Annotated in this window: 21 protein-coding genes, 1 tRNA gene and 1 pseudogene; 6 read left to right on the forward strand and 17 right to left on the reverse strand. The window is 72.5% G+C overall.

The genetic code is table 11. From position 1 onward, the window contains the following. Positions 1-37: 37 nt before the first annotated feature. The 9 genes and pseudogenes from cysN to CO540_RS15855 all read right to left on the reverse strand — a co-directional run bounded on the left by cysN (position 38) and on the right by CO540_RS15855 (position 8,391). On the reverse strand, positions 38-1,342 hold the full coding sequence (gene cysN / locus CO540_RS15815) for a sulfate adenylyltransferase subunit CysN (RefSeq protein ID WP_091582478.1): 1,305 nt from the start codon (positions 1,340-1,342) through the stop codon (positions 38-40). Continuing rightward, positions 1,342-2,253 carry a sulfate adenylyltransferase subunit CysD gene (gene cysD / locus CO540_RS15820; RefSeq protein ID WP_091582481.1) on the reverse strand — a complete coding sequence of 304 codons (912 nt, stop codon included), beginning with the start codon at positions 2,251-2,253 and terminating at the stop codon, positions 1,342-1,344. Before cysD ends, cysN begins: the two co-directional genes overlap by 1 nt. Before the next feature lie 80 nt (positions 2,254-2,333). Beyond that, entirely contained in the window at positions 2,334-3,167 is an 834-nt protein-coding gene (locus tag CO540_RS15825) for an inositol monophosphatase family protein (RefSeq protein ID WP_091582485.1), read from the reverse strand. A 75-nt stretch (positions 3,168-3,242) separates the two neighbouring features. Then, positions 3,243-3,833 (reverse strand): aminoacyl-tRNA hydrolase, encoded by a 591-nt coding sequence (gene pth / locus CO540_RS15830; protein WP_099162647.1) that lies wholly within the window; start codon positions 3,831-3,833, stop codon positions 3,243-3,245. Between the two features lie 97 nt (positions 3,834-3,930). Beyond that, entirely contained in the window at positions 3,931-4,623 is a 693-nt protein-coding gene (locus tag CO540_RS15835; RefSeq protein ID WP_099162648.1) for a 50S ribosomal protein L25/general stress protein Ctc, read from the reverse strand. A 283-nt stretch (positions 4,624-4,906) separates the two neighbouring features. Continuing rightward, positions 4,907-5,887: a ribose-phosphate diphosphokinase gene (locus tag CO540_RS15840; RefSeq protein ID WP_091582494.1), complete on the reverse strand. Its 981-nt coding sequence runs from the start codon at positions 5,885-5,887 to the stop codon at positions 4,907-4,909. 55 nt (positions 5,888-5,942) lie between these two features. Next, positions 5,943-7,505: pseudogene (glmU, locus tag CO540_RS15845) on the reverse strand (bifunctional UDP-N-acetylglucosamine diphosphorylase/glucosamine-1-phosphate N-acetyltransferase GlmU); the annotation flags it as partial. 33 nt (positions 7,506-7,538) lie between these two features. Then, a tRNA-Gln gene (locus CO540_RS15850) sits at positions 7,539-7,609 on the reverse strand. 47 nt (positions 7,610-7,656) lie between these two features. Continuing rightward, a complete protein-coding gene (locus CO540_RS15855) occupies positions 7,657-8,391 on the reverse strand; it encodes a resolvase (protein WP_157779132.1) in 735 nt (244 codons plus the stop codon). A gap of 77 nt (positions 8,392-8,468) precedes the next feature. On the opposite strand from CO540_RS15855, the gene CO540_RS15860 reads away from it, so the two are divergent. Continuing rightward, the gene (locus CO540_RS15860; RefSeq protein ID WP_091582500.1) at positions 8,469-9,134 is read left to right on the forward strand and encodes a TetR/AcrR family transcriptional regulator; all 666 of its coding nucleotides are present in this window, start codon (positions 8,469-8,471) and stop codon (positions 9,132-9,134) included. Here the strand turns inward: CO540_RS15860 and CO540_RS15865 are convergent. The 6 genes from CO540_RS15865 to CO540_RS15890 all read right to left on the reverse strand — a co-directional run bounded on the left by CO540_RS15865 (position 9,131) and on the right by CO540_RS15890 (position 15,015). Then, entirely contained in the window at positions 9,131-9,601 is a 471-nt protein-coding gene (locus tag CO540_RS15865) for a DUF4383 domain-containing protein (RefSeq protein ID WP_099162651.1), read from the reverse strand. The two genes, CO540_RS15860 and CO540_RS15865, sit on opposite strands and share 4 nt — an antisense overlap. A gap of 115 nt (positions 9,602-9,716) precedes the next feature. Next, positions 9,717-10,172 (reverse strand): DUF4383 domain-containing protein, encoded by a 456-nt coding sequence (locus CO540_RS15870; protein ID WP_099162652.1) that lies wholly within the window; start codon positions 10,170-10,172, stop codon positions 9,717-9,719. 87 nt (positions 10,173-10,259) lie between these two features. After that, on the reverse strand, positions 10,260-12,059 hold the full coding sequence (locus CO540_RS15875) for an ABC-F family ATP-binding cassette domain-containing protein (protein WP_099162653.1): 1,800 nt from the start codon (positions 12,057-12,059) through the stop codon (positions 10,260-10,262). 64 nt (positions 12,060-12,123) lie between these two features. Beyond that, positions 12,124-13,077 carry a 4-(cytidine 5'-diphospho)-2-C-methyl-D-erythritol kinase gene (locus tag CO540_RS15880; RefSeq protein WP_099162654.1) on the reverse strand — a complete coding sequence of 318 codons (954 nt, stop codon included), beginning with the start codon at positions 13,075-13,077 and terminating at the stop codon, positions 12,124-12,126. An 84-nt stretch (positions 13,078-13,161) separates the two neighbouring features. Continuing rightward, positions 13,162-14,031, reverse strand: a complete 870-nt coding sequence (rsmA, locus tag CO540_RS15885; RefSeq protein WP_099162655.1) for a 16S rRNA (adenine(1518)-N(6)/adenine(1519)-N(6))-dimethyltransferase RsmA — start codon at positions 14,029-14,031, stop codon at positions 13,162-13,164. Positions 14,032-14,112: 81 nt separating this feature from the next. Further along, positions 14,113-15,015 (reverse strand): TatD family hydrolase, encoded by a 903-nt coding sequence (locus tag CO540_RS15890; protein WP_099164781.1) that lies wholly within the window; start codon positions 15,013-15,015, stop codon positions 14,113-14,115. A gap of 81 nt (positions 15,016-15,096) precedes the next feature. On the opposite strand from CO540_RS15890, the gene CO540_RS15895 reads away from it, so the two are divergent. Together CO540_RS15895 and CO540_RS15900 are read left to right on the forward strand one after the other, a co-directional pair. Next, entirely contained in the window at positions 15,097-16,341 is a 1,245-nt protein-coding gene (locus CO540_RS15895; RefSeq protein WP_099162656.1) for a hypothetical protein, read from the forward strand. Between the two features lie 60 nt (positions 16,342-16,401). Continuing rightward, complete coding sequence (locus tag CO540_RS15900) at positions 16,402-17,253, forward strand: alpha/beta fold hydrolase (RefSeq protein ID WP_099162657.1); 852 nt, start codon at positions 16,402-16,404, stop codon at positions 17,251-17,253. Between the two features lie 57 nt (positions 17,254-17,310). Here CO540_RS15900 and metG read toward each other — a convergent pair whose 3' ends face one another. Beyond that, positions 17,311-19,113 (reverse strand): methionine--tRNA ligase, encoded by a 1,803-nt coding sequence (gene metG / locus CO540_RS15905; RefSeq protein WP_099162658.1) that lies wholly within the window; start codon positions 19,111-19,113, stop codon positions 17,311-17,313. 127 nt (positions 19,114-19,240) lie between these two features. On the opposite strand from metG, the gene CO540_RS15910 reads away from it, so the two are divergent. After that, a complete protein-coding gene (locus CO540_RS15910) occupies positions 19,241-20,077 on the forward strand; it encodes a hypothetical protein (protein WP_253865963.1) in 837 nt (278 codons plus the stop codon). A gap of 13 nt (positions 20,078-20,090) precedes the next feature. On the opposite strand, the gene rsmI is transcribed toward CO540_RS15910, so the two are convergent. Beyond that, the gene (rsmI, locus tag CO540_RS15915; protein ID WP_369700188.1) at positions 20,091-20,930 is read right to left on the reverse strand and encodes a 16S rRNA (cytidine(1402)-2'-O)-methyltransferase; all 840 of its coding nucleotides are present in this window, start codon (positions 20,928-20,930) and stop codon (positions 20,091-20,093) included. A 92-nt stretch (positions 20,931-21,022) separates the two neighbouring features. Between rsmI and CO540_RS15920 the strand changes: the two genes are divergently transcribed. Then, the gene (locus CO540_RS15920; RefSeq protein WP_099162659.1) at positions 21,023-22,708 is read left to right on the forward strand and encodes a dolichyl-phosphate-mannose--protein mannosyltransferase; all 1,686 of its coding nucleotides are present in this window, start codon (positions 21,023-21,025) and stop codon (positions 22,706-22,708) included. Between the two features lie 281 nt (positions 22,709-22,989). After that, positions 22,990-24,279, forward strand: a complete 1,290-nt coding sequence (locus tag CO540_RS15925) for a VWA domain-containing protein (RefSeq protein ID WP_099162660.1) — start codon at positions 22,990-22,992, stop codon at positions 24,277-24,279.

A 24,279-nucleotide genomic window follows, 5' to 3' on the forward strand; every position in this document is an offset into this window, starting at 1 on the left:
ACTCACTGTTAACAAGGGGCCCTTCCTTACGCCAGGGTCAGCCGGCTTCGACGATCATGCCCGCGCCGACCGTCCGGTTGGTGGCCTCGTCGATGATGACGAACCCGCCGGTGGTGCGGTTGCGCCGGTACTCGTCGGCGAGCAGCGGGACGGTGGTGCGCAGCCGCACCCGGCCGATCTCGTTGAGCTTCAGCTCACCGGCCGACTCGTCCCGGTGCAGCGAGTTGACGTCCAACCGGTAGTGCAGCTCCCGCACGATCGTCCGCGCCGTCCGGGTGGTGTGCTTGATCGCGTACCTGCCGCCGACCTGCAACGGCCGGCTCTCGTCCATCCAGCAGACCATCGCCTCGATGTCCTGCGCGACCATCGGCGCGTTGTTCGGCCGGCAGATCATGTCACCGCGGGAGATGTCGATCTCGTCAGTCAGCCGAACCGTCACCGACATCGGCGGGAACGCCTCGTCCACCGGCCCGTCGGCGGTCTCCACCGCGGCGATGCGGCTGGTGAAGCCCGACGGCAGCACCATCACCTCGTCGCCCGGCTTGAGCACGCCCGAGGCCACCTGGCCGGCGTAGCCCCGGTAGTCGGTGACGGTGGTGGACTGCGGCCGGATCACGTACTGCACCGGGAACCGCACGTCGACCAGGTTGCGGTCGGAGGCGATGTGCACCCGCTCCAGGTGGTGCAGCAGCGACGGACCCTCGTACCACTGCATGTTCTCGGAGCGGGAGACGATGTTGTCGCCGCGCAGCGCGGAGATCGGCACCACGGTCAGGTCCGGCACGTCGAGCTTCGCGGCGAACGCGGTGAACTCGTCGGCGATCCGCTCGAAGACCTCCTGCGACCAGTCGACCAGGTCCATCTTGTTAACGCACAGGACCAGGTGCGGCACCCGCAGCAGCGAACAGAGGAAGGCGTGCCGGCGGGACTGCTCCACCAGGCCCTTGCGCGCGTCCACCAGGATCAGCGCCAGGTCGGCGGTGGAGGCGCCGGTGACCATGTTCCGGGTGTACTGGATGTGCCCGGGGGTGTCGGCGATGATGAACTTCCGCCGCGGGGTGGCGAAGTAGCGGTACGCCACGTCGATGGTGATGCCCTGCTCCCGCTCGGCGCGCAGGCCGTCGGTGAGCAGCGCCAGGTTGGTGTATTCGTCGCCCCGCGCGGCGCTGACCGCCTCGACCGCGGCGAGCTGGTCGCTGAAGAGCGACTTGGTGTCGTACAGCAGCCGGCCGATCAGGGTCGACTTGCCGTCGTCGACGCTGCCGGCGGTGGCGAACCGCAGCAGGTCCATCGGCCGGGCCGACGCGTCGGCCTCGGCCGGCGCCACAGTCTCGACGCTCATCAGAAGTAGCCCTCTCGCTTGCGGTCCTCCATGGCGGCCTCGCTGACCCGGTCGTCGCCGCGGGTCGCGCCGCGCTCGGTGATCCGGGTGGCGGCCACCTCCTCGATCACCTTCTCCACCGTGTCGGCGTCCGAGCGGACCGCCGCGGTGCAGGAGGCGTCGCCCACGGTCCGGTACCGCACCTGGGCCTTGAACGGCTGCTCACCGGCGCGGGCCCGGAAGAACTCGTTGACCGCGTAGAACATGCCGTCACGCTCGATCACCTCGCGCTCGTGCGCGTAGTAGATCGACGGCAGCGGGATCCGCTCCCGCGCGATGTAGTGCCAGACGTCCAGCTCGGTCCAGTTGGACAGCGGGAACACCCGGATCGACTCGCCGGGGTGGTGCCGGCCGTTGTAGAGCGACCACAGCTCCGGGCGCTGGTTCTTCGGGTCCCACTGGCCGAACTCGTCGCGGAAGCTGAACACCCGCTCCTTGGCCCGGGCCTTCTCCTCGTCCCGCCGGGCGCCGCCGAAGAGCGCGTCGAACCGGTGCTTCTCCACCGCGTCGAGCAGCACCGGGGTCTGGATGCGGTTGCGCATGCCGTCGGCCGACTCGCGGACCATGCCCTTGTTCAGGGCCTCCGGCACGCTGGCCACGATGAGCTGCAGGCCCAGCTCGGCCACCCGCTGGTCGCGGTAGTCGAGTACCTCGGGGAAGTTGTGCCCGGTGTCCACGTGCATCACCGGGAACGGGATGTTGGCCGGGGCGAACGCCTTCTGGGCCAACCGGAGCATCACGATCGAGTCCTTGCCGCCGGAGAAGAGCAGCACCGGCCGCTCCATCTCGGCGACGACCTCGCGCATCACGAAGATGCTCTCCGCCTCGAGCGCGTCGAGGTGCGACACCTGGTACGCGGCGGGGGACGTCATGACACGAACTCGATTCGCTCGGATCCGCACATCGGGATTCCAGACCTTTCCGGTCGGAGTCGTGAAGAAGATTGCTCAGGTTACCCGGAATGCCGCTGCAGCGCTGCAAGCAACCGACCCGCGAGATCCTTGCGGCAGACCAGCAGATCGGGTAGGCGAGGGTCGGCCCCGTTGTATTCCAGCGCAGAACCGTCGATCCGGGAAGCATGCAATCCGGTGGCCGTCGCCACAGCGACCGGAGCGGCCGAGTCCCACTCGTACTGACCGCCCGCGTGGATGTACGCGTCGACCTCACCGGTCACCACGGCGGCGATCTTCGCGCCCGCCGAGCCCATCGGGACCAGATGAGCGCCGACGTCCTCTGCCAGATCGGTCAGGAAAACCGGCGGACGGCTACGACTGGCCGCCAACCGGATGGTCCGCGCGCCGGCCGCCGTGGCCGCCTCCAACCGCATCGGCGGGTACGCCGGCGGGTAGTCCGTGCCCAGCACCCGGTGCTGCGCCGGCAGCCCCACCGCGCCCGCCACCAGACCGTGCGGCGAGGGCGCGTGCCGCGACCAGAGCGCCACGTGCACCGCCCAGTCCGCGCGCCCGTCCTCGGCGTACTCCCGGGTGCCGTCCAGCGGGTCGACGATCCACACCCGGTCCGCGGTCAGCCGGGGCATCGCCTCGTCGCTCACCTCGGCGGTCCAGGCCAGCCGCGACCCCTCGTCCTCCTCCGACAGCACCGCGTCCGCCGGGCGCCACCGCGCCAGCTCGGTGCGGATCAGGTCGTGCGAGATCTTGTCCCCGGCGGACCGCAACGCCCCGGCGTCGGCGAAGCCCATCTCCGCGCGCAGGGCCATCAGCGCCTGCCCGGCCCGCGACGCGAGCCAGCGGGCGAACGCGCCGTCGATCATCGGAGGACTGCCCATGGTGTCTTCGCTCCCGTCGCTGCCTTCGCTCCCGTCGCAAAGGCGCAGACTACCGGCCGGCGAGCGACCTGCCGGTCAACCCCCGTGGTACAGGTTCTGCGTCGGCTCCACACCCCTGGTGACCACCGACTCCACCACGTCCGCCGCGCGGTCCACCAGGAACTCCAGTTCCTTGCGCTCCGCGGCGGAGAAGTCCGACAGCACGTAGTCCGCCGGATCCTGCCGGCCGGGCGGCCGACCGATCCCGAACCGCACCCGGACGTAGTCCTTCGTGCCGAGCGACTTCGACATCGACCGCAGCCCGTTGTGGCCGCCCTCGCCGCCGCCGCACTTGACCCGCACCTGCCCGTACGGGATGTCCAGCTCGTCGTGCACGGCGATCACCCGGGCCGGCGGGATCTTGTGGAACTGGGCCAGCCCGGCCACCGGGCCGCCGGAGAGGTTCATGTAGGTCGACGGCTTCAGCAGCACCAGCTTCGGGCCGCCGAACCCCAGCCGCCCCTCGGCCGCCTCCGCCACCGCCCGCTTGTGCCGGCCGAACTTCGCGCCCACCCGGGCGGCCAGCAGGTCGGCCACCATGAAGCCGACGTTGTGCCGGTTGGCCGCGTACTCCCGGCCCGGGTTGCCCAGGCCGACCACCAGCCACGGCCCCGCCTCGTCCGTCACGCCACGTCCCTTCCGCTCTTTCCCACGACCCGCCTGGCGATACGCCGACAGGCGCCCCCGGGAACCGGGGACGCCTGTCGCACAGCCTGCGGGCCGATCAGGCCTCGGTCTTCGGCTCCTCGGCAGCCGGCTCGCCCTCGGCCGGGGTGCCCTCTTCGCCCTCGGCGGTCTCCTCGCCGACCTCGGCCTCGGCCTCCTCCTCGGCGACCTCGACCTCGGGGAGGGTGGCCTCGAGCTGCTCGGCGGTCGGGGCGGCGGTCACCGAGGCGACAGCGGTCTCCTCGTCGATGGCCAGCTCCACGCCCGAGGGCAGCTCGACGTCGGCGGCGGTGATCGTGGTGCCCGGCTCGGCGCCCTCGATCGACGCCTCCAGGTGGTCCGGCACCTTGGTGGCGTCGGCGGTCACCGACAGGGTGTCGTGGTCGTGCACGATCAGGGTGTCCTTCGCGGCCTCACCGGTCAGCTGGACCGGGACCTCGACGGTGACCTTCTCGCCACGCCGGACCAGCAGCAGGTCCACGTGCTCGAAGGTGTCCTTGATCGGGTCACGCTGGATCGCCTTCGGCAGCGCCAGCACCTGGGTGCCGTCGCTCACCTCGATCGCGAAGAGCTGGTTCGCGCCGCCCTTGCGGATCGCGGCGGCGAAGTCACGCGCCGGCAACGCGATGTGCTTGGGCTTCTCGCCGTGGCCGTACAGCACGGCGGGCACCTTGCCGGCCCGGCGGGTACGACGGGCACCACCCTTGCCGAACTCGGTACGGGGCTCGGCGCTGATCTTTACCTCGGACACGGGGAAACTCCTGATGCTTCGCTGCGGCGGCTTGTCGTCTGGCGGTGCTGGGCGAGGGGCTCGCTGGGGCTCAAGGTCATGAACGACCGCCCGGAGCACCGCGTCGATGACGGCGCCTCCGTGCGGTGCTTGTCAGCAGCCCGCCGGGCACCCTCGCCGTGGCAACCGCACCAGTCTACCCGAGCGGATTCCGGGCTTTCCGGCAGTCCCCCATATCACCGCGCCGGCCGGCTCGCAGGGCAACGGCCCGGCCGCCGGACCACGCCGGCGACCGGGCCCACCATCAGCTCAGGCCACCGAACAGGGTGGTCACCGAGCCGTCGTCGAAGACCTCCCGGATCGCCCGCGCCAGCAGCGGGGCGATCGACAGCACGGTCAGCTTGTCCAGCTGCTTCTCCGGCGGCAGCGGCAGCGTGTTCGTCACCACGACCTCGCTGATCGGGCTGTTCTTCAACCGCTCGGTCGCCGGGTCGGACAGCAGCGCGTGGGTCGAGGCCACCACGATCTCCGCCGCCCCCGACTCCTTGAGGATGTCGGCCGCCTTGGTGATCGTGCCACCGGTGTCGATCATGTCGTCGACGATCAGGCAGACCCGGCCCTCGACCTCACCGACCACGCGGTTCGCCACCACCTGGTTCGGCTTCATCGGGTCCCGCGTCTTGTGGATGAACGCCAGCGGGCAACCGCCCAACCGGTCCGTCCAGCGCTCGGCCACCCGCACCCGGCCCGAGTCCGGCGCCACCACCGTCATCGGGCGGCCGGCGTACTTGTGCTCCACGTACTCGGCCAGCACGTCCATCGCGAACAGGTGGTCCACCGGGCCGTCGAAGAAACCCTGGATCTGCGCGGTGTGCAGGTCCACCGTCAGGATCCGGTTCGCGCCCGCGGTCTTCAGCAGGTCGGCCACCAGCCGCGCCGAGATCGGCTCCCGGCCGCGGTGCTTCTTGTCCTGCCGCGAGTAGGGGTAGAACGGCAGCACCACGGTGATCCGCTTGGCCGAACCACGCTTCAGCGCGTCGACCATGATCAGGGTCTCCATGACCCAGGTGTTCACGCCGTGCGTCACGGACTGCACCACGAAGGCGTCCGAACCACGGACCGAGTCCTTGAACCGTACGAAGATCTCACCGTTGGCGAATTCGTACGCGTCGGCCGGCGTCGGCGCGACGCCGAGCACCTCACCGATCTCCTTGGCCAGCTCCGGAAAACCCCGTCCGGAAAAGAGCATCAGGCTCTTGCGGTTCTCGGCGACGATGCTGCCCATGGGCCCGTCTGCTCCCGTATGTCGGTGGTACCCGGCGGCGGTGGGCCGGGGACTGTTCGGTTGCAGTATCCCCCGGGTTCACCGGTCCACCCACGGCCCGGCGGTCCCCGTGGAGTCAGTCACCTTCGCTTGCGGCCACACCCGGCTCCGACGCACCCTCGCGGGCCCGCTGCGCCGCCTCCGCGGCGGCCGTGCCGGACCGCTTGCGCACCACCCAGCCCTCCACGTTGCGCTGCTGACCGCGCGCCACCGCCATCGCGCCCGGCGGCACGTCCGCGATGATCACCGAACCGGCCGCGGTGTACGCGCCGTCGCCCACCCGCACCGGCGCCACGAACATGTTGTCCGCCCCGGTACGCGCGTGACTGCCGATGGTGGTGTGGTGCTTGCGCACACCGTCGTAGTTGACGAAGACCGTCGCCGCGCCGATGTTGCTGTGCTCGCCGATCGTCGCGTCCCCCACGTACGACAGGTGCGGCACCTTCGAGCCCTCACCGATCGACGCCTTCTTGGTCTCCACGAACGTGCCGACCTTCGCCTTGCGGGCCAGCCGCGACTCCGGCCGCAGGTACGCGTACGGCCCGACGCTGGCCTGCGGGCCCACCTCGGCGCCCACCGCGTGGCTGCGCACCACGCTGGCCTCCTCGCCCACCACGGTGTCGACGAGCGTGGTGTCCGGCCCGACCAGCGCGCCCGCGCCCACCACGGTGGTGCCCTGGAGCTGGGTGTTCTGGTCGATCACCGCGTCCTTCTCCACGGTCACGGTCACGTCGATCCAGGTGGTGTGCGGGTCGAGGATGCTCACGCCGGTGCGCATCCAGCCCTCGTTGACCCGGTCGCGCAGCAGCCGGCGCAGCCCGGCCAGCTCCACCCGGTCGTTGCAACCGAGCGTCTCCACGTGGTCGGCGGCGCAGTGCACCGCCACCGGCTCGCCGGCGTCCCGCAGCAGGGCGAAGACGTCGGTCAGGTATTCCTCGCCCTGGTCGTTGTCGGTGGACAGCTTGCCCAACGCCTCCCGCAGCCGGGCCACGTCGAACGCGTAGATGCCCGCGTTGATCTCGCGCAGCGCGCGCTGCTGCGGCGTGGCGTCCCGCTCCTCGACGATCTGCTCCAGCTGGCCCTGCGTGTCCCGCACGATCCGGCCCAGCCCGGTCGGGTCCGGCACCTCGGCGGCCAGCACGGTCGCCGCCGCGCCCGCGCCCTCGTGCGCCTCGACCAGGGCCTCGACGGTCGCCGGCCGCAGCAGCGGCACGTCGCCGTTGATCACCACGACCGTGCCGGTCGCGTCCGGCACCGCGTCCAGCGCGATCCGGACCGCGTGCCCGGTGCCGAGCTGCCGCTCCTGGAGCACCGGGGTGGCCTCCGGCGCGACCTCGGTCAGGTGTTTCCGTACCTGGTCGGCGCCGTGGCCGACCACGACCACCGTGCGGTCGGCGCCCAGTGGCCCGGCCGCGGCGAGGACGTGACCGAGCAGGGTACGGCCGAGCAGTGGGTGCAGCACCTTGGGCAGGGACGACTTCATCCGCTTGCCCTCACCGGCGGCGAGCACGACAACGGTGCGGAGGTGGGGCTGGGACACGACGTGCTCCCGTCGGGACGGCGACAGTCTCGCGGTCATGCTAACCACGCGACGGAGGGCGAACAGCAGAAGCTCCCGGGAGAGGATTCGAACCCCTATAATCAGGACCAAAACCTGACGTCCTGCCATTAGACGACCCGGGACGGTCGAAATCAGGCAAATAGGAACCTGCCCGATGGCTGCCTACACCTTACCGGTCACCGGGTGGATCTTCATGGCTCATTCCCTTCATGATCCCCTCGATCCGCCAGTAGAGCCGGCTGGCTCCTACGACGTGGACCACCAGGCAGCCGCGATAGTCGGCCCCGACGTTCTGGCGCCTGGTCAGCGGTCGATGTTTCTTGATCGTGGTCCGCTGGAACCGCTCGGCCGGCACACCGACGCGTGCCGCCCACCACCGGACCGCCGCCGCGTCGTCCGCCGTCTCGTGGATGCTGACCCGGAACCGGCGGTCCTCGGCGGGCACCTCGATGGCATCCAGGAAGCGCAGGAAGAGGCGGACCAGCACCAGATCGCTGTTGACGAACTTGACCTTGAAGTCGCGCGGCCGCCAGGGCTTCGCCTTGCCACCCTCACACCAATAGACGGCCGCCCCGACGAGCATCAGCTCACGCCGCTCCAGCCGCCCGACCCAGTCGGCCGCCGCGGTGACCACCTCGGCCCGGACCGCGTCCCGGGCAGCCCGGTGCGCGCCCCACTGCGCGTCGGAGCGGGCCCGCTGGGCGGCCCCACGCCGCTGCCGCACCAGCTCGGGGTCGAGCGGCAGATGCCGGGTCCAGAGGTAGGCCGTGGACCTGGACACGTGGAGCCGCTCTGCGATCTCCCCGACCGGACAACCGGCACGCCGCAGCACGAGCGCCTGAGCGTAGAGCTCCGGCTTGCGGCCACGGTAGGGGCGCGCCTCGGCGGCGAGCGGATCGGTCATCGGCACAGATTAGAACGCACGTACGACAGCGACCGACCGGTCGGCCCGGGTGAGCAGCGCCTGGCAGGATGGGCCAGGTGACCGATGTTCCCGGTAGCGACCGCTCTCGCCGACGGGCCGTCCCGGCGGCGAAGCCGTCCCGGGTGCGGATGTCCGCGGCGCAGCGGCGCGAGCAGTTGATCTCGATCGCTCGGCAGATCTTCGCCGAGCGCGGGTTCGACGCCACCTCGATCGAGGAGGTGGCGGCGCGGGCGAAGGTCTCCAAGCCGGTGGTCTACGAGCACTTCGGCGGCAAGGAGGGGCTCTACGCGGTGGTGGTGGACCGGGAGGTCCGTTCGCTGCTGGACCGGATCACCACGGCGCTGACCGCGGGCCACCCGCGCGAGCTGCTGGAGCAGGCGGCGTTGACGTTGCTCACCTACATCGAGGAGGAGACCAGCGGGTTCCGGGTGCTGGTCCGTGAGTCGCCGCTGATGTCGGCGACGGGCAACTTCAGCAGCGTGATGAACGACGTCGCCCATCAGGTGGAGCACATCCTCGGCGCCGAGTTCTCCAGCCGGGGCTACGAGCCGAAGCTGGCGGAGCTCTACTCCCAGGCGCTGGTGGGCATGGTGGCGTTGACCGGGCGCTGGTGGCTGGAGGTGCGCAAGCCGCGCAAGGAGACGGTGGCCGCGCACCTGGTGAACCTGGCCTGGAACGGCCTGTCGCACCTGGAGTCGAAGCCGGGCCCGATCAGGGGTTAGGGCCTCTCGGCGACCGGGTGGTAGCGGCGGCGGCGTTCCTCCTCCGCGTGCTCGGGCGGGCCGACCTTGTCGTACAGGCCGGTGGCGAGCAGGATCAGCCCGAACAGCAGCGACACGATGACGGTGGACATCGAGAAGTTCAGGAAGTTCGCCGAGGTCTGCAGCACGGACATCATGAGGATGCCGGTGACCAGGAAGACCGCGCCGGCGGTGAGGTTCATGTAGTGCCCGAGGTTGTTCCGGCGGGACGCGCCGACGATCAGGATCGCGCCGAAGATCACCGAGACCAGCGAGAAGGCCAGGTTGGTGCGGAGCCCGAGGGCCCAGTTGCTGTTGCGGGCGAACAGCCCTTCGCCCCAGGTCTGGAAGACGCCGTAGACCCCGAAGACCAGGATGTAGAGACCGATGAGCCCGGACAACAGCCGGTAGAGCGGTCGCGCGGGATGGTTCACCGGGAAGTGCGCCATGCAGCCCTCCAGCCATCTGACTGATTCGGGGCAATTGTCACCCGGGGCGCCGGTTCCCGTACCGGAAAACGCCGAAGGCCCGGCGCGCACGCCGGGCCTTCGGGATGGATCGGGGTCAGAGCACCAGGCGGGCCTTCTGCCAGGCCTCGTGCTCGTCGTCGGTGCCGACCTTGCCGTACATGCCGACCATCAGGAGCACCAGCGCGAGGGTCAGGACCACGACCACCGTCATGATCGAGAAGTTGAGGATGTTGGCGTCGGTCTGGATGAACGCCAGGGCGGCCAGGCCGATGGCCATCAGGGTGTAGGCCAGCCACTGGTTGATCGCCACGTCGAGGTTGCGGCCGATCGCGGTGCCGACCAGGATCACCACGCCGATGAGCACCGACAGCAGCGAGAAGCCCATGTTGGTGCCCTGACCGAGGACCTTGGTGTCGTCCTGGGCGAAGAAGTCGTTGCCGGCGCTGGCGATGATGCCGAGGCCGCCGAAGACGACGAAGTACAGACCAACGAGCCCGCCGATCGCCCGGTAGATCGGCCGCGCGGGGTGGTTGACGGGGGTGTGGGCCATCTCTGCGTCTCCAAAAGACCGTTCGGACGAGGGTTCCGCCGCTGATTGTCGCGTACGCCGGTCAGTGACGCCGCACACCCCCCATGCTCAGCCGGCCGGCAGCTCCTCGGCCAGGGCCAGCCAGGTCTCCTCGGTGCGGTCCCGCTCGGCCCGCACCTCCTTGAGCTGGGCGTCCAGCTCGGCCACCTTCGCGTAGTCGGTGGCGTTGGCGGCGAGCTGCTCGTGCAGGCCCGCCTCCTTCTGCTCCAGCTTGGCGATCTGCCGCTCCAGCCGGGTGAGTTCCTTCTTCGCGACGCGTACCTCGGCGGCGGACATGCCGTCGCGGGCCGGGGCGGCCGTGCCGGGGGTGAGGTCGGCGGGTGCCGGGCCGCCGGCCGCGGCGGCGCGGGCGAGGTACTCGTCGACGCCGCCGGGCAGGTGCACGAGCCGGCCGTCGCCGAACATGCCGTACGCGACGTCGGTGACCCGCTCGATCAGGTAGCGGTCGTGGCTGGCCACCACGATGGTGCCGGGCCAGGAGTCGAGCAGGTCCTCCAGCGCGGCGAGCGTGTCGGTGTCCAGGTCGTTGGTGGGCTCGTCGAGCAGGAGCACGTTGGGTTCGCCGGCGAGCAGCCGCAGCATCTGGAGGCGGCGGCGCTCACCGCCGGACAGGTCGCTCACCGGCGTCCAGAGCCGCCGGTCGTCGAAGCCGAAGATCTCGGCGAGCTGCGACGCGCTGATCTCCCGGTCGCCGAACTGGACCCGGCGGGCCACCTCCTCGACCGCCTCCAGGACGCGCAGGTGGCCGGGAAGCTCGGCGAGCTCCTGAGAGAGGAACGCCGGCCGGACGGTCTGCCCGGCGGCGAACCGGCCGCCGTCGGGACCGGTCACCCCGGCGAGCATCCGCAGCAGAGTGGTCTTGCCGGCGCCGTTGCGCCCGAGGATCGCCACCCGGTCGCCGGGACCGACCTGCCAGGTGGTGTCGTGCAGGATCTCCTTGGGGCCGGCGTGCAGGCGGACGTGCTCCAGGTCGTACACCTGCTTGCCGAGGCGGGCGGTGGCGAGCCGTTGCAGCGACATGGTGTCGCGTGGTTCCGGCACGTCGGCGATGAGCGCGTTGGCGGCGTCGATGCGGAACTTGGGCTTGGAGGTGCGCGCCGGGGCGCCCCGGCGCAGCCAGGCGATCTCCTTGCGGAGCAGGTTCTGCCGGCGGGCCTCGGTGGCCGCGGCGACCCGCTGCCGCTCGACGCGGGCCAGCGTCCACGCGGCGAAGCCGCCCTCGTACGCCCGGACGGTCTGGTCGGCGACCTCCCACGTGGTGGTGCAGACGGCGTCCAGGAACCAGCGGTCGTGGGTGACCACGACGAGCGCGCCCTTGCGGCTGACCAGGTGCCGGGCCAGCCAGTCGACGCCGCCGACGTCGAGGTGGTTGGTGGGCTCGTCGAGGACGAGCAGGTCGGCGTCGCGAACCAGCAGCGCGGCGAGCGCGACCCGGCGGCGCTCGCCGCCGGACATCGGGCCCACCGGCGTGTCGAGGCCGAGGTGGGGCATGCCGAGGCCGTCGAGGATGGCCCGGACGCCGGCGTCGCCGGCCCACTCGTGCTCGGCGCCCATGCTCTCGTCCAGCCAGGCGGTGCCGAGGACGACGTCCCGCACGGTGAGGTCGGGGGCCAGGTCCAGGCGCTGCGGCAGCCAGGCCACGCGCAGGTCCCGGCGGTGGGTGACGCGGCCGTCGTCGGGCTCCTCGGTGCGGGTGAGCAGCCGCAGCAGGGTCGACTTGCCGGCGCCGTTGAGGCCGACGACGCCGACCCGGTCGGCGTCGTCGAGGCCGAGCGAGACGTCGGTGAGCAGCGGCCCGGCGGCGCCGTACCCCTTGGACACCCGGTCCAGGTTGACGATGTTGGCCACAGACCCACCCTTCATGACTCAGGCGCCCCGGGGGCCGGGACGCCTGGGTCAAGGGTACGGGGCGTCAGACGACGCGGGCGCCGGCGACCGGGCCGTGGGCGACCCGTGCCTCCCGGCACACCCCGGCGGCGGTCAGCTCGGCGGCGATCCGTCCGGCGTCGGCGGCGTCGGCGGCGAGGAACACGCAGGTCGGTCCGGAGCCGGAGACGATCCCGGCGAGCGCGCCGGCGGCCTCGCCCGCCTTGAGCGTCTCGGCCAGGGCGGGACGCATGGTCAGCGCGGCGGCCTGCAGGTCGTTGCCGAGCGTGGCGGCCAGCACCCGGGGGTCCCGCTGCCGCAGCGCGCCGAGCAGCGCGTCGGTGCTGCCCAGCGGCTCGCCGGCGGTCCCGGCGTCGCGCAGCCGGTCGAGTTCGCGGTAGGCGGCCGGGGTGGACAGGCCGCCGTCGGCGACGGCCACCACCCAGTGCCAGGAGGTGGGGCGGGCCAGCACCGGGCTGACCGCCTCGCCCCGGCCGGTGCCCAGCGCGGTGCCGCCGTGGATCAGGAACGGCACGTCGGAGCCGAGGTCGGCGGCGATGCCGGCCAGTTCGTCGCGGGACAGGCCGGTGCCCCAGAGCGCGTCGCAGGCGACCAGCGCGGCGGCCGCGTCGGCGCTGCCGCCGGCCAGCCCGCCGGCGAGCGGGATCTGCTTGCGCAGGTGCAGCCGGGCGTGCGGGGCGACACCGGCGTAGCCGGCGAGGGCGTGCGCGGCCCGCATCACCAGGTTCGAGTCGTCCAGGGCCAGTTCGCCGGCGCCCTCGCCCTCCATGGTCAGGGTGAGCGTGTCGCCGCGGCGGGCGGTCAGCTCGTCGTAGATGGAGATCGCGTGGTAGACGGTGTTCAGCTCGTGGTAGCCGTCGCGGCGCAGCGGTCCCACCCCGAGATGCAGGTTGACCTTGGCGGGCACCCGCACCTTGACCGGACCGCTGGCCCCGCGCCGCTGCCCGTCCTCGTCCTCCGGTCGCCAGGCCTCGGTCACCGGGTGAGCTCCCGTGGGCGCAGGCGGATGTCGAACGGCTTCTGCACGGTCAGCTCCTCGGCGGGGTCGGGCAACGGCGCCAGCCTACTGGGCGCCGGCGGAGGCGTCCGGGGCCGACGCGGCGATGGCGGCGAACTGCTCGACGGTGAGTGACTCGCCGCGTGCGCCCGGGTCGACACCGGCCGCGGTGAGCGCCGCGGCGGCCCGGTCCGCGCCGCCGGCCCAACCGGCCAGGGCGGCCCGCAACGTCTTGCGCCGCTGGGCGAACGCGGCGTCGACCACCGCGAAGACGGCCTGCCGGGGTACGTCCGGGCGGGGCGGCTCGCGTCGGGTGAACGCGACCAGGCCGGAGTCGACGTTGGGCACCGGCCAGAACACGTTCGGCGGGACCTTGCCGGCGGAGCGGGAGCGGGCGTACCAGGCGAGCTTGACCGAGGGAATGCCGTAGACCTTGGAGCCGGGGCCGGCGACGAGCCGGTCGGCGACCTCCTTCTGCACCATGACCAGGCCGTGGCGCAGCGTGGGCAGCTCGGCGAGGAGGTGCAGCACCACCGGGACGGCCACGTTGTAGGGCAGGTTCGCCACCAGCGCGGTGGGCGCCGGGTCGGCCAGGTCGGCGGCGGTGACCCGCAGCGCGTCGGCGGGGTGCACGGTGAGCCGGGCGGCGTCCGGGCCGGCGAACCGGGCGGCGGTCTCCGGCAGCGCGGCGGCGAGCGTCGGGTCGAGTTCCACGGCGTGCACGTGCGCGGCCACCGGCAGCAGGGCCAGGGTGAGCGAGCCGAGCCCGGGGCCGACCTCCAGCGCCACGTCGTCCGGGGTCAGACCGGCGGCGGTGACGATCCGGCGGACGGTGTTGGGGTCGTGCACGAAGTTCTGGCCGAGCTTCTTGGTCGGCGTGACGCCGAGCCGCGCGGCGAGTTCCCGGATCTCCGCCGGGCCGAGGAGTCCGGTCACGCCCCGTAGCGTAAGCGCCTGGGCGTTGCCGTTAGGAAGGGCCCCTTCTTATCGCCTGGCGTTAAGAAGGGCCCCCTCCTTTCACCAAGGGCCGAAGGCGCGGTCACCGTTGGTGGAGATGGCCGCGCACAGGGTGTCCAGGTCGGCGCCGGTGGTCTCGGCGAGGAACCGGACGGTCAGCGGGATCAGGTACGACGCGTTCGGCCGTCCCCGGTGCGGCATCGGGGTGAGGTAGGGGGCGTCGGTCTCCACCAGCATCTGCTGCGGCGGGGTGACGGCGGCGGCCTCCCGCAGCGCGGCGGCGCTGCCGAACGTGACGGTGCCGGCGAAGCTGAGCAGGAAGCCGCGGCGGACGCACTCGCGGGCGAAGTCGGCGTCGCCGGAGAAGCAGTGCATGACGACGGTGTCCGGCGCGCCCTCGTCGTCGACGATGCGCAGCACGTCGGCGTGGGCGTCGCGGTCGTGGATGACCAGCGCCTTGCCGTGCCGCTTGGCGATGGCGATGTGCGCGCGGAAGCTGTCCTCCTGCGCGGCCCGCCCCGCGTCGCCGGTGCGGAAGAAGTCCATGCCGGTCTCGCCGACGCCCCGGACCCGGTCCCGGCCGGCCAGCGCCTCGATCTCGCGCAGCGCCTCGTCGAGGTCGGCCAGGCGGGGCGCCTCGTTGGGGTGCAGCGCCACGGTGGCCAGCACCGGGGCGTACCGGTCGGCGACGTCGGCGCCCCACCGGGACGATTCGACGTCCACGCCGACCTGGACGAGCCGGTCGACCCCGACCTGGGCGGCGACGGCGATCGCGGCGGCGACCGGGTCGTCGCCGGTGGTGGTGCCGCCGGGCGTCCCGTACTCGCCGACGGTGATGTCGAGGTGGGTGTGGCTGTCCAGCACGGGCCGGGGCAGCGGCTCGGGGGCGGGCGGGAACTCGCCGGCGCGGCGGGCGGCGCGCTGCTTGCGGGTCTCGGTCTGCTCGGTCATCGCGGCCAGCATCACACACCCGCCGGGGCCGACGTTCCCGGACCGCCACCGGCTGTTCACACGGTCAACATCTGGCCGGCTTAGCGTCCCGGGGTGACCGTCACCGACCAGACCGGCGGGGCCGCCTCCGAGCGGACCGGGTTGCGCGTGACGTACGACGGTCGCGTGCACCCGGCCGAGGAGATCGCCCGGGGCGCCGCGTACGAGTTGTTCAGCGCCGACGAGGCCCCCGGCTTCGAGTGGTGCCCCCGGCCCGGGCTGGCCTACCCGTGGCGCAGGTTCGTGCACGCGACCGAGGTGGGCGCGGTGCACGGGGCGGCCGAACCGAGCGAGGACGCGGACCCGCCGCTGCTGATGCCGCTGCACCGGGACCGGGGTTGGGCGTACGTGCACCAGCTCAGCCAGCAGCCGGGGGCGGCCGGCGACCCGACGCTGGCGGCGGTGCGGGCGTCGGCGGTGATCCGGCCGGGCACCCGGATGGTGAAGGTGCTGTCCGCGCGGCAGCTCGCCGGTTACGTGCGGGGTTGGCTGCCGCACGGTTTCTGCTACCGGGAGCACGACGTGGCGCACCTGCGGACGCCGGCGGGGATGGCGGTGCTGCGCGGCGACCCGGAGGGCGGCGACGTGGCGTACGCGTTGCGCTGGCGGGCCGCCGACCCGGCCGACTACGACGTCCCGGTCGGCGCGGCCCACCGGGGGTTGACCGCGCTGCCGCCGCGGGACCGGCTCGGGCCGCCGGTGCTGGGCACCGGATTCGTGCCGAGCAACGCCCAGCTCGTGCCGGAGTTCGTCACCCGGGACTTCGCCGACCTGCCGATGCCGGCGAACGCCACGCTGCTGGCCTATCCGGCCGAGGGGGTGGAGGTCGTGCTCTACACCTACCAGGCGGAGCAGCGCGGCTGGTTGCGTCTGGCCGGCCCGCAGTGGCGGCACCTGCTGGCGGCGGTGCCCGGTCTCTCCGCCGACCAGGAGTACGTGCCGACCGGTGACGCGCCGCGCTCCACCCAGCTCGTCGGCGTGTACGGCGGAACGGAGTACGAGGCGGTGGCCGACCAGCCGGGCGGGTTCCGGGTGCTGGCGATGACCCGGGCGGCCCGCTATCCGGTGGAGGCGGCGGCGCGGCGGCTGCGGATGGCCTCCTGGCGTGGGGTGCCCTGCCTCGTGCTGCGGGAGGAGGCGGGGTGGTCGCGGTTGCGGCTGTCCCGTCCGGATCCGGACGCGGTGGCCGCGACCGGGGCGCAGTGTCACGAACGGGGTGTCTACGAGGTGTGGGCGCCGGGCGCGGAGCTGACCGACGACCGGGTGGTGGATCTGCCGTATCCGCAGCGGGGCGCATAGACGGCGGCTGGTCGGGAAGGCGTGGGCGTCCGAGGCCCCACGCAGGAGGATGTTTCCGACATGCCTTTCGTCACCGTCGGTACGGAGAATTCCGCACCCATCGACCTGTACTACGAGGATCACGGCTCCGGTCAGCCGATCGTGCTGATCCACGGGTTCCCGTTCAACGGGGCGACCTGGGAGAAGATGAGCGGTCCGCTGCTCGCCGCCGGATACCGGGTGATCACCTACGACCGGCGCGGGTTCGGCAGTTCCGCCCAGCCGGCGTCCGGCTACGACTACGACACGTTCGCCGCCGACCTCGACGTGCTGATGACCGAGTTGGACCTGCGCAACGCGATCCTGATCGGGCACTCGATGGGCACCGGTGAGGTCACCCGCTACCTGGGCGCGTACGGGTCGGACCGGGTGGAGCGAGCGGTCATGATGGCCCCGTTGGCGCCGTACCTGCTGAAGGCGCCCGACGACCCGGAGGGCGTCGACAAGAGCCTCTTCGAGGGGTTCCAGAAGGCGATCATCCAGGACCGGTTCGCCTACCTGGCCCAGTTCTGCGACGCGTTCTTCAACGCGAGCGAGAACCGGGGCAAGCTGGTCAGCGACGAGGCCTACCACGCGCACTGGCAGATCGGCGCGCAGGCGTCGGCCAAGGGCACCCACGACTCGGTGGACGCCTGGCAGACCGACTTCCGCGGTGACCTGCCGAACATCGACGTGCCGGTGCTGATCATCCAGGGTGACAAGGACAACGTGCTGCCGTACCCGGTGACGGGTCAGCGGCTGGTGAACATGCTGTCCGACGCCAAGTTGGTCACGCTCAAGGGCGCGCCGCACGGCACGCCGTGGACGCATCCCACGGAGGTCAACAAGGCCATCATGGAGTTCATCGGCAAGCCGAGCATGGCGACCGCCTGACCGGGCGGACGACCGCGGCCCCGGGGATCCCCCGGGGCCGCGGTCCCGCGTGCGTGGTCAGCCGGCGAGGCGGGCCAGTTCCTCGTCCACGACGGACGGGTCGAGCTTGCGGAACACCGGCTTCGGCGCCGCGAGCGGCCGGCCCACCTCCAGGGGTACGGACTCCCAGCGCGCCCCGACCGTGTAGTCGCCGGTCAGCACCGGGTACGCCGGCCCGCCGTCGAGGTCGTCGACTTCCTCGATGACCGGCATCGGCGCGTGCGTGCCGGTGCCGCCGAGCAGCTCGTGGATCTTCTGGGCGGAGTGCGGCAGGAACGGGGTGAGCAGCGTGTTGGCGTCGCTGACCACCTGGAGCGCGACGTGCAGGATGGTGCCCATCCGGGGCTTGTCGTCGTCGCCCTTGAGCTTCCACGGCGCCTGCTCGGACAGGTACTTGTTGGCTTCCGCGACGACCTTCATGGCCTCGCCGATGGCCTGCTTCTGCCGGTGCCGGGCGATCAGGTCGCCGACCACGCCGAAGCCGGCCTTCGCGGTGTCCAGCAGCGCCCGGTCGGCGTCGGTGAGCCCGGCCGGGTCGACCGGCGGGACAGCGCCGAAGTTCTTCGCCGCCATCGACACGGACCGGTTGACCAGGTTGCCCCAGCCGGCGACCAGCTCGTCGTTGTTGCGGCGGAGGAACTCGGCCCAGGTGAAGTCGGTGTCGTTGCTCTCCGGGCCGGCCACCGCGATGAAGTAGCGCAGCGCGTCGGCGTCGTAGCGCTCCAGGAAGTCCCGGACGTAGATGACCACCTTGCGGGAGGAGGAGAACTTCCGCCCCTCCATGGTCAGGTATTCGCTGGAGACGACCTCGGTGGGCAGGTTGAGCCGGCCCAGGTCGCCGGGCTCGCCGTCGCGGGAACCCTCGCCGGAGTAGCCGCCGAGCAGGGCCGGCCAGATCACCGAGTGGAAGACGATGTTGTCCTTGCCCATGAAGTAGTAGGAGCGGGCGTCCTTCCCCTCGCCGTCGGTCGACCACCACCTGCGCCACGCCTCCGGGTCGCCGGAGCGGCGGGCCCACTCGATGGAGGCGGACAGGTAGCCGATGACCGCGTCGAACCAGACGTAGATCCGCTTGTCGGACCGGTCCTGCCAGCCGTCGAGCGGGATCGGCACGCCCCACTCCAGGTCGCGGGTGATGGCCCGGGGCTGGAGGTCGTCGAGCAGGTTGCGGGAGAAGCGCAGCACGTTGGGCCGCCAGCCGTCCCGGCTGTCGAGCCACTGCCGCAGCGCGTCGGCCAGGGCGGGGAGGTCGAGGAAGAAGTGCTCGGTCTCCACGAACTCCGGCGTCTCGCCGTTGATCTTGGACTTGGGGTCGATCAGGTCGATCGGGTCGAGCTGGTTGCCGCAGTTGTCGCACTGGTCACCGCGCGCGCTGTCGTAGCCGCAGATCGGGCAGGTGCCCTCGATGTAGCGGTCGGGCAGGGTGCGGCCGGTGGACGGGGAGATCGCCCCGGTGGTGACCTTCGGGACGATGTAGCCGTTGCGGTAGAGCCCGGTGAACAGCTCCTGCACCACCGCGTAGTGGTTGCGGGTGGTGGTCCGGGTGAACAGGTCGTAGGACAGGCCCAGCGCCCGCAGGTCCTCGGCGATCACCCGGTTGTAGCGGTCCGCCAGCTCGCGCGGCGTGACGCCCTCGGCGTCGGCCTGCACCTGGATCGGGGTGCCGTGCTCGTCGGTGCCCGAGACCATGAGCACGTCGTGGCCGGCCATCCGCATGTACCGGGCGAAGACGTCGGAGGGAACGCCGAATCCGGATACGTGGCCGATGTGGCGCGGGCCGTTGGCGTAGGGCCAGGCGACCGCGGCGAGAACGTGACTCATGAGCGTCAAGCCTAGTGAGTGCTCCGGGGCACCCGCGAACCAATAGGCCGGCCGTTCCCGCCGTACGCCCGATTTGTCGCCGACACGCGGCCTGAGCTGCCCGGCGAGCTCGGTGCGGCGGTGTGAAATGAACGTCGTGACCAGTAGACCAGCGGCACCGGAGCCGTCGGCGGCCGCCGCGCGGGCCGCGCGGCCGGCGACCGGCGCGCCGGTCGCCCCGCAGCCCCGGCTCGACCCGACGGATCCGCCGGTCGAGGTGGAGCCGACCACCGGGGCGCCGGTGGACGCCGTGCCCCGCCGGGTGCCGGTGCGGCAGCCCCGGTGGCAACGCCGGGGCGCGCCGGCGGGCGACGACACCGCCGTCTGGGCGCCGATCGAGAAGGTGCACTGGGACGGCACGCCCCTGCGCGACGAACCGCGTCGCCGGACCGGTCGCCCCCGCGCCCGCCGGGAGCCGGTCCGCCCGGCCCACCCGCCGGATCCGCCCGCCGGCCTGGCGGCGCTGCTGACGCTGAGCCTGCTCGCCGCGTTCTTCGCCTGGGTGAGCGCCGGGCCGTTCTGGCTGGCGGTGGGGCACTCCACCGGCGGCACGGTAATGATCACCGAGTGTGTCGGGGGTGGGCTCACCCAGCGCTGCCGGGGAATCTTCCTGGCCGACGGCGACCGGTTCCAGGCCCACGGCGTGCGGGTCAGCGGCGTGCCGGCCGGTCGCACCGCCACCGGCAGCACGCTGCCCGCCCGGATGACCGGGCCGCAGGGCTCCACCGCCTACGCGGACACCGGGCCCGGCCGGCACCTGCGGTGGCTGCTCGGGCTGGCCCTGGTGGCGGGCTGCGCCGCCGCGATCCCCCGGTGGACCGGCGCCACCCGGCTCGCGGACGAGCGGCAGCGGCGCTGGGCGGTGGGGCTGGCGCTGGCCGGCCCGCTGCTGATCACCGTCGGCTTCCTCGCCGCCGCCTGGTGAGGCGGGCCGCCGATCAGCGGTGCACGATCTCGTAGACCTCGCGGCGACGCAGCCCGTACGTGGTCGCGACCTCGGTGATCGCGTCCCGCCGGGACGTCCCGGCCGCCTCGCGCTCGTCGACCGCGGCGCGCAGCGTCTCGTCGTCCGGCCGGGCCGCCGGCTGCGGTGACGCGCCGGCCACCACCAACGTGATCTCGCCACGCACGTCGCCCGCGGCGGCCCACTCGGCCAGCTCGCCGAGCGGCCGGCGGACCACCTCCTCGTAGGTCTTGGTCAGCTCCCGGCAGAGCGCGGCGGGCCGGTCCGGGCCGAACGCCTCGGCCAGGTCGGCCAGCGCCCCGGTGATCCGGTGCGGCGCCTCGAAGAGCACCAGCGTGCGCTCCTCGGCGGCGAGCGCGCGCAGCCGGGACCGTCGGGCGCCGGGGGTGCGGGGCAGGAAACCCTCGAAGCAGAACCGGTCGCAGGGCAGCCCGGACAGCGCCAGCGCGGTGGTGACCGCGCTCGGCCCGGGGGCCGCGGTCACCGGGACACCGGCGTCCAGCGCGGCGCGGACCAGCCGGTAGCCGGGGTCGGAGACGCTCGGCATGCCGCCGTCGGTGACCAGGGCGATCGTGTAGCCGGCGGTCAGCACGTCGACCAGTTCGGGGGTACGCCGCTCCTCGTTGCCCTCGAAGTAGGAGACGATCCGGCCGGGCACCGTGACGTCCAGGTCGCGGGCCAGCCGGGTGAGCCGCCGGGTGTCCTCGGCGGCGACCACGTCGGCGGTGGCGAGCGCCTCGCGGAACCGGGCGGACGCGTCGGCCGGGTTGCCCAGTGGCGCACCGAGCAGCACCAGTCGCCCGACCTCGGACATTTCACCCACGGCGTGCGCTCCCTCATCGACGGTCGTACCAATTTCGGAGACGACGTACGCCACCGGGCACCCTCGCAGCCTACGATCGCCGGGTGACGAGTGCGTCGACAGCACAGAGCGCGAACGCCGAGCTTTCTCCCGACGACCGGGCCACCGGCTCCCCGGGCGACACCGGCGGGGGTGGGATCCCGGCCGCCGTCCGCCGCCGGCTCGCCACCGTCGACGACCGCATCGGTCGGGGGCAGGCCTGGCTGGCCACCGCGGTGGTGGTGGCGATCGCCGCGATCCTGCGCTTCGTCGGGCTCAGTCACCCGCCGGGCAAGATCTTCGACGAGACCTACTACGCCAAGGACGCGTACGGGCTCATCGACCGCGGGGTCGAGTGGAACTACAAGGACAACGGCCCGTCGTACGTGGTCCACCCGCCACTGGGCAAGTGGCTGATCGGGCTCGGCGAGTGGGCCTTCGGCTACCAGGACGCGGAGACCAACATCTCCGTGCCGGGACACCTCGTGACGACCGCCCCGGAGTTCGGCTGGCGCTTCGGCGCGGCGCTGGCCGGCACGGTGTCGGTGCTGCTGCTGGTACGCATCGGTCGGCGGATGTTCCGGTCCACGGTGCTCGGCTGCGCGGCCGGCCTGCTGCTCGCGCTGGACGGCTTCCACCTGGTGCTGTCCCGCTCGGCCATCCTCGACATCTTCCTGCTGCTGTTCGTGCTGGCCGCGTTCGGCGCGCTGGTGCTCGACCGGGACGCCCGACGGCGGCGGTGGGCGCGGGCGCTGGAGGCGGGTCTCGACCCGACGCTGCGGGGGCGGGCCGGGCGGCCGGCGTCGGGCTGGCGGGACTGGCCGTGGTGGCGGTTCGCGGCCGGGGTGCTGCTCGGCTGCGCCTGCGCGGTGAAGTGGAGCGGGCTCTACTTCGTGCCGGCGATCGCGTTGCTGGTGCTGCTCTGGGAGGTCGGGGTCCGCCGGTCGGCCGGGGTCCGTCACCCGTGGCGGGACGCGGTCCTCGACGAGCTGCCCTGGCTGCTGGTGGCCGGCGTGCTGATGGTGGCCACCTACGTGGCGACCTGGTCGGGGTGGCTGCTCAGCGACGACGGCTACTACCGCCTGGCCGCCCGCTACCCGAACACCCCCGGGCTGAGCGACACCCCGGTCATCGGTCCCCTGATCAATTTGTGGGAATACCACAAGGCCGCGTACGGCTTCCACACCCAGCTCGACGACCCGCACAAGTACCAGTCCTGGCCGTGGCAGTGGCTGCTGCTCGGCCGGCCGGTGGCGTTCTACTGGTCCGGCGACGGCAACTGCGGCGCGTCGAGCTGCGCCTCCGAGGTGCTGCTGCTGGGCACCCCGCTGCTCTGGTGGTCGTTCCTGCCGGCGCTGGCCGCGACCGTCTGGCTGGGTCTGGCCCGGCGCGACTGGCGGGCCGGGGCCATCCTGCTCAGCGTGGCCGCCGGCCTGCTGCCCTGGTTCTGGTTCGCGCTGGACGGGCGGACGATGTTCTCGTTCTACGCCGCGCCGGCGGTGCCGTTCCTGGTGCTCGCGGTGGTCTACGTGCTCGGCGCGATCGCGACCCCCGCGCCGGTCTCCGCAACGGCGCCGCCACCGAGCGCCGAGCAGGTCGGCGACCGACGGCTGGTGGGCGGGATCATCGCGGGCGCCTACGTGCTGCTGGTGGCGCTCTGCTTCGGTTACTTCTATCCGGTGTTCGTCGGGCGGCTGCTGCCCTATGCCGACTGGTCCGCCCGGATGTGGCTGGACGGTCGCTGGATCTGACCCCGGCCGAACGGGGGGCACGAAAAAGCGCGCCCCGATCGCCTGCCACGGGGGAAGCGGGCGATTGGGGCGCGCAAGACAGAGCTTAACCACACTCCGGCAGCGGCACAACGGGTGCGGGTCGGTCAGATTTCCGACCAATGCGCCACCCCCCGAAAGGTTTACATCGGGCAGCTAACGGTGGGTCATCTTCCGGAAGCTCAGCGGGGCCGACGAAGGGGCGCCCGGGGAGGGGCCGACCCGGATGATCTTCCTAAGTGGATCTCACTACACTTCGCCCGGTGATCAACAAGAGACGATCGACGGCCGTCCTCATCGGACTGCTGGCGGCGACCGCGATGATCGGTCCGAGCCCCGCCGGGGCCGACGACGAGACCACCGAACCCGCCGCCGAGCCGCCCAAGGTCGAGCTGGTCCTCGACGTCAGCGGCTCGATGCGGGCCCGCGACATCGACGGGCGCAGCCGGATCTCCGTCGCCCAGCAGGCGTTCAACGAGGTGGTCGACGGCCTGCCCGACGAGACACAGCTCGGCATCCGGGTGCTCGGCGCGACCTACCGGGGCAAGGACAAGAAACAGGGCTGCCTGGACACGCAGCAGATCGTGCCGGTCGGCCCGGTGGACCGCGCGGCGGCCAAGGCCGCGGTCGCCGGGCTGCGACCGACCGGCTTCACCCCGGTCGGTCTCGCGCTGCGCTCCGCCGCGCAGGACCTGGGCACCGGCAGCACCGCCCGGCGGATCGTGCTGATCACCGACGGCGAGGACACCTGTGCGCCGCCCGACCCGTGCGAGGTCGCCCGCGAGCTGGCCGCCCAGGGCACCCGGCTCGTCGTCGACACGCTGGGCCTGGCCCCGGACGAGAAGGTACGCCGGCAGCTGCTCTGCATCGCCGGCGCGACCGGCGGCACGTACACGGCGGCGCAGAGCGCCGACGAGCTGACCGGCCGGATCAAGCAACTGGTCGACCGGGCCCGGGACACGTACACGGCCACCCCGGCCGTGGTCGGCGGCGCGGCGGCCTGCGACGGCGCGCCGCTGCTCGCACCCGGCGTCTACAGCGACCGGGAGAAGTTCTCCGAGCACCGCTGGTACCGCGTGCCGGTGCGCCCCGGGCAGGAGCTGCGCGCCTCGGTCAGCGTCGCGCTGGACCGCCCGGTCAACCCGGACTACGGCGTGCTGCTGCGGGCCACCGCGCCGGACGGGCGGGAGCTGGTCCGCGGCGTCGACGCCGGCAGCGGGCGCACCGACGTGGTCTCGGCCGGCCTGCGCTGGTCGGCCGCCGAGGAGGAGGACGCGGCGAGCCCGGAGCCGACCCCCGACGGGACGCAGGCCGCGCGGACCGTCTGCCTGGTGGTCAGCAACTCGTTCGCGGCCCGGGCCGGCACCCGGGCCGAACCGGGGATGCCGGTCGAGCTGACCGTGGACGTGGTCGCCGCCTCCCCCGCCCCGGACGGGCCGGACCTCGGCCGAGGCTGGGTCCTGCTGCTCCTGCTCACCGTGGCCGGCCTGGTCACCGGGCTGCTCGCCGGCCTGCTCACCCGCTGGTGGGTGGCCACGTGGAGGGAGAACTGA

The organism is Micromonospora sp. WMMA2032 (assembly GCF_002688545.1).
GTDB lineage: Bacteria > Actinomycetota > Actinomycetes > Mycobacteriales > Micromonosporaceae > Micromonospora > Micromonospora sediminicola.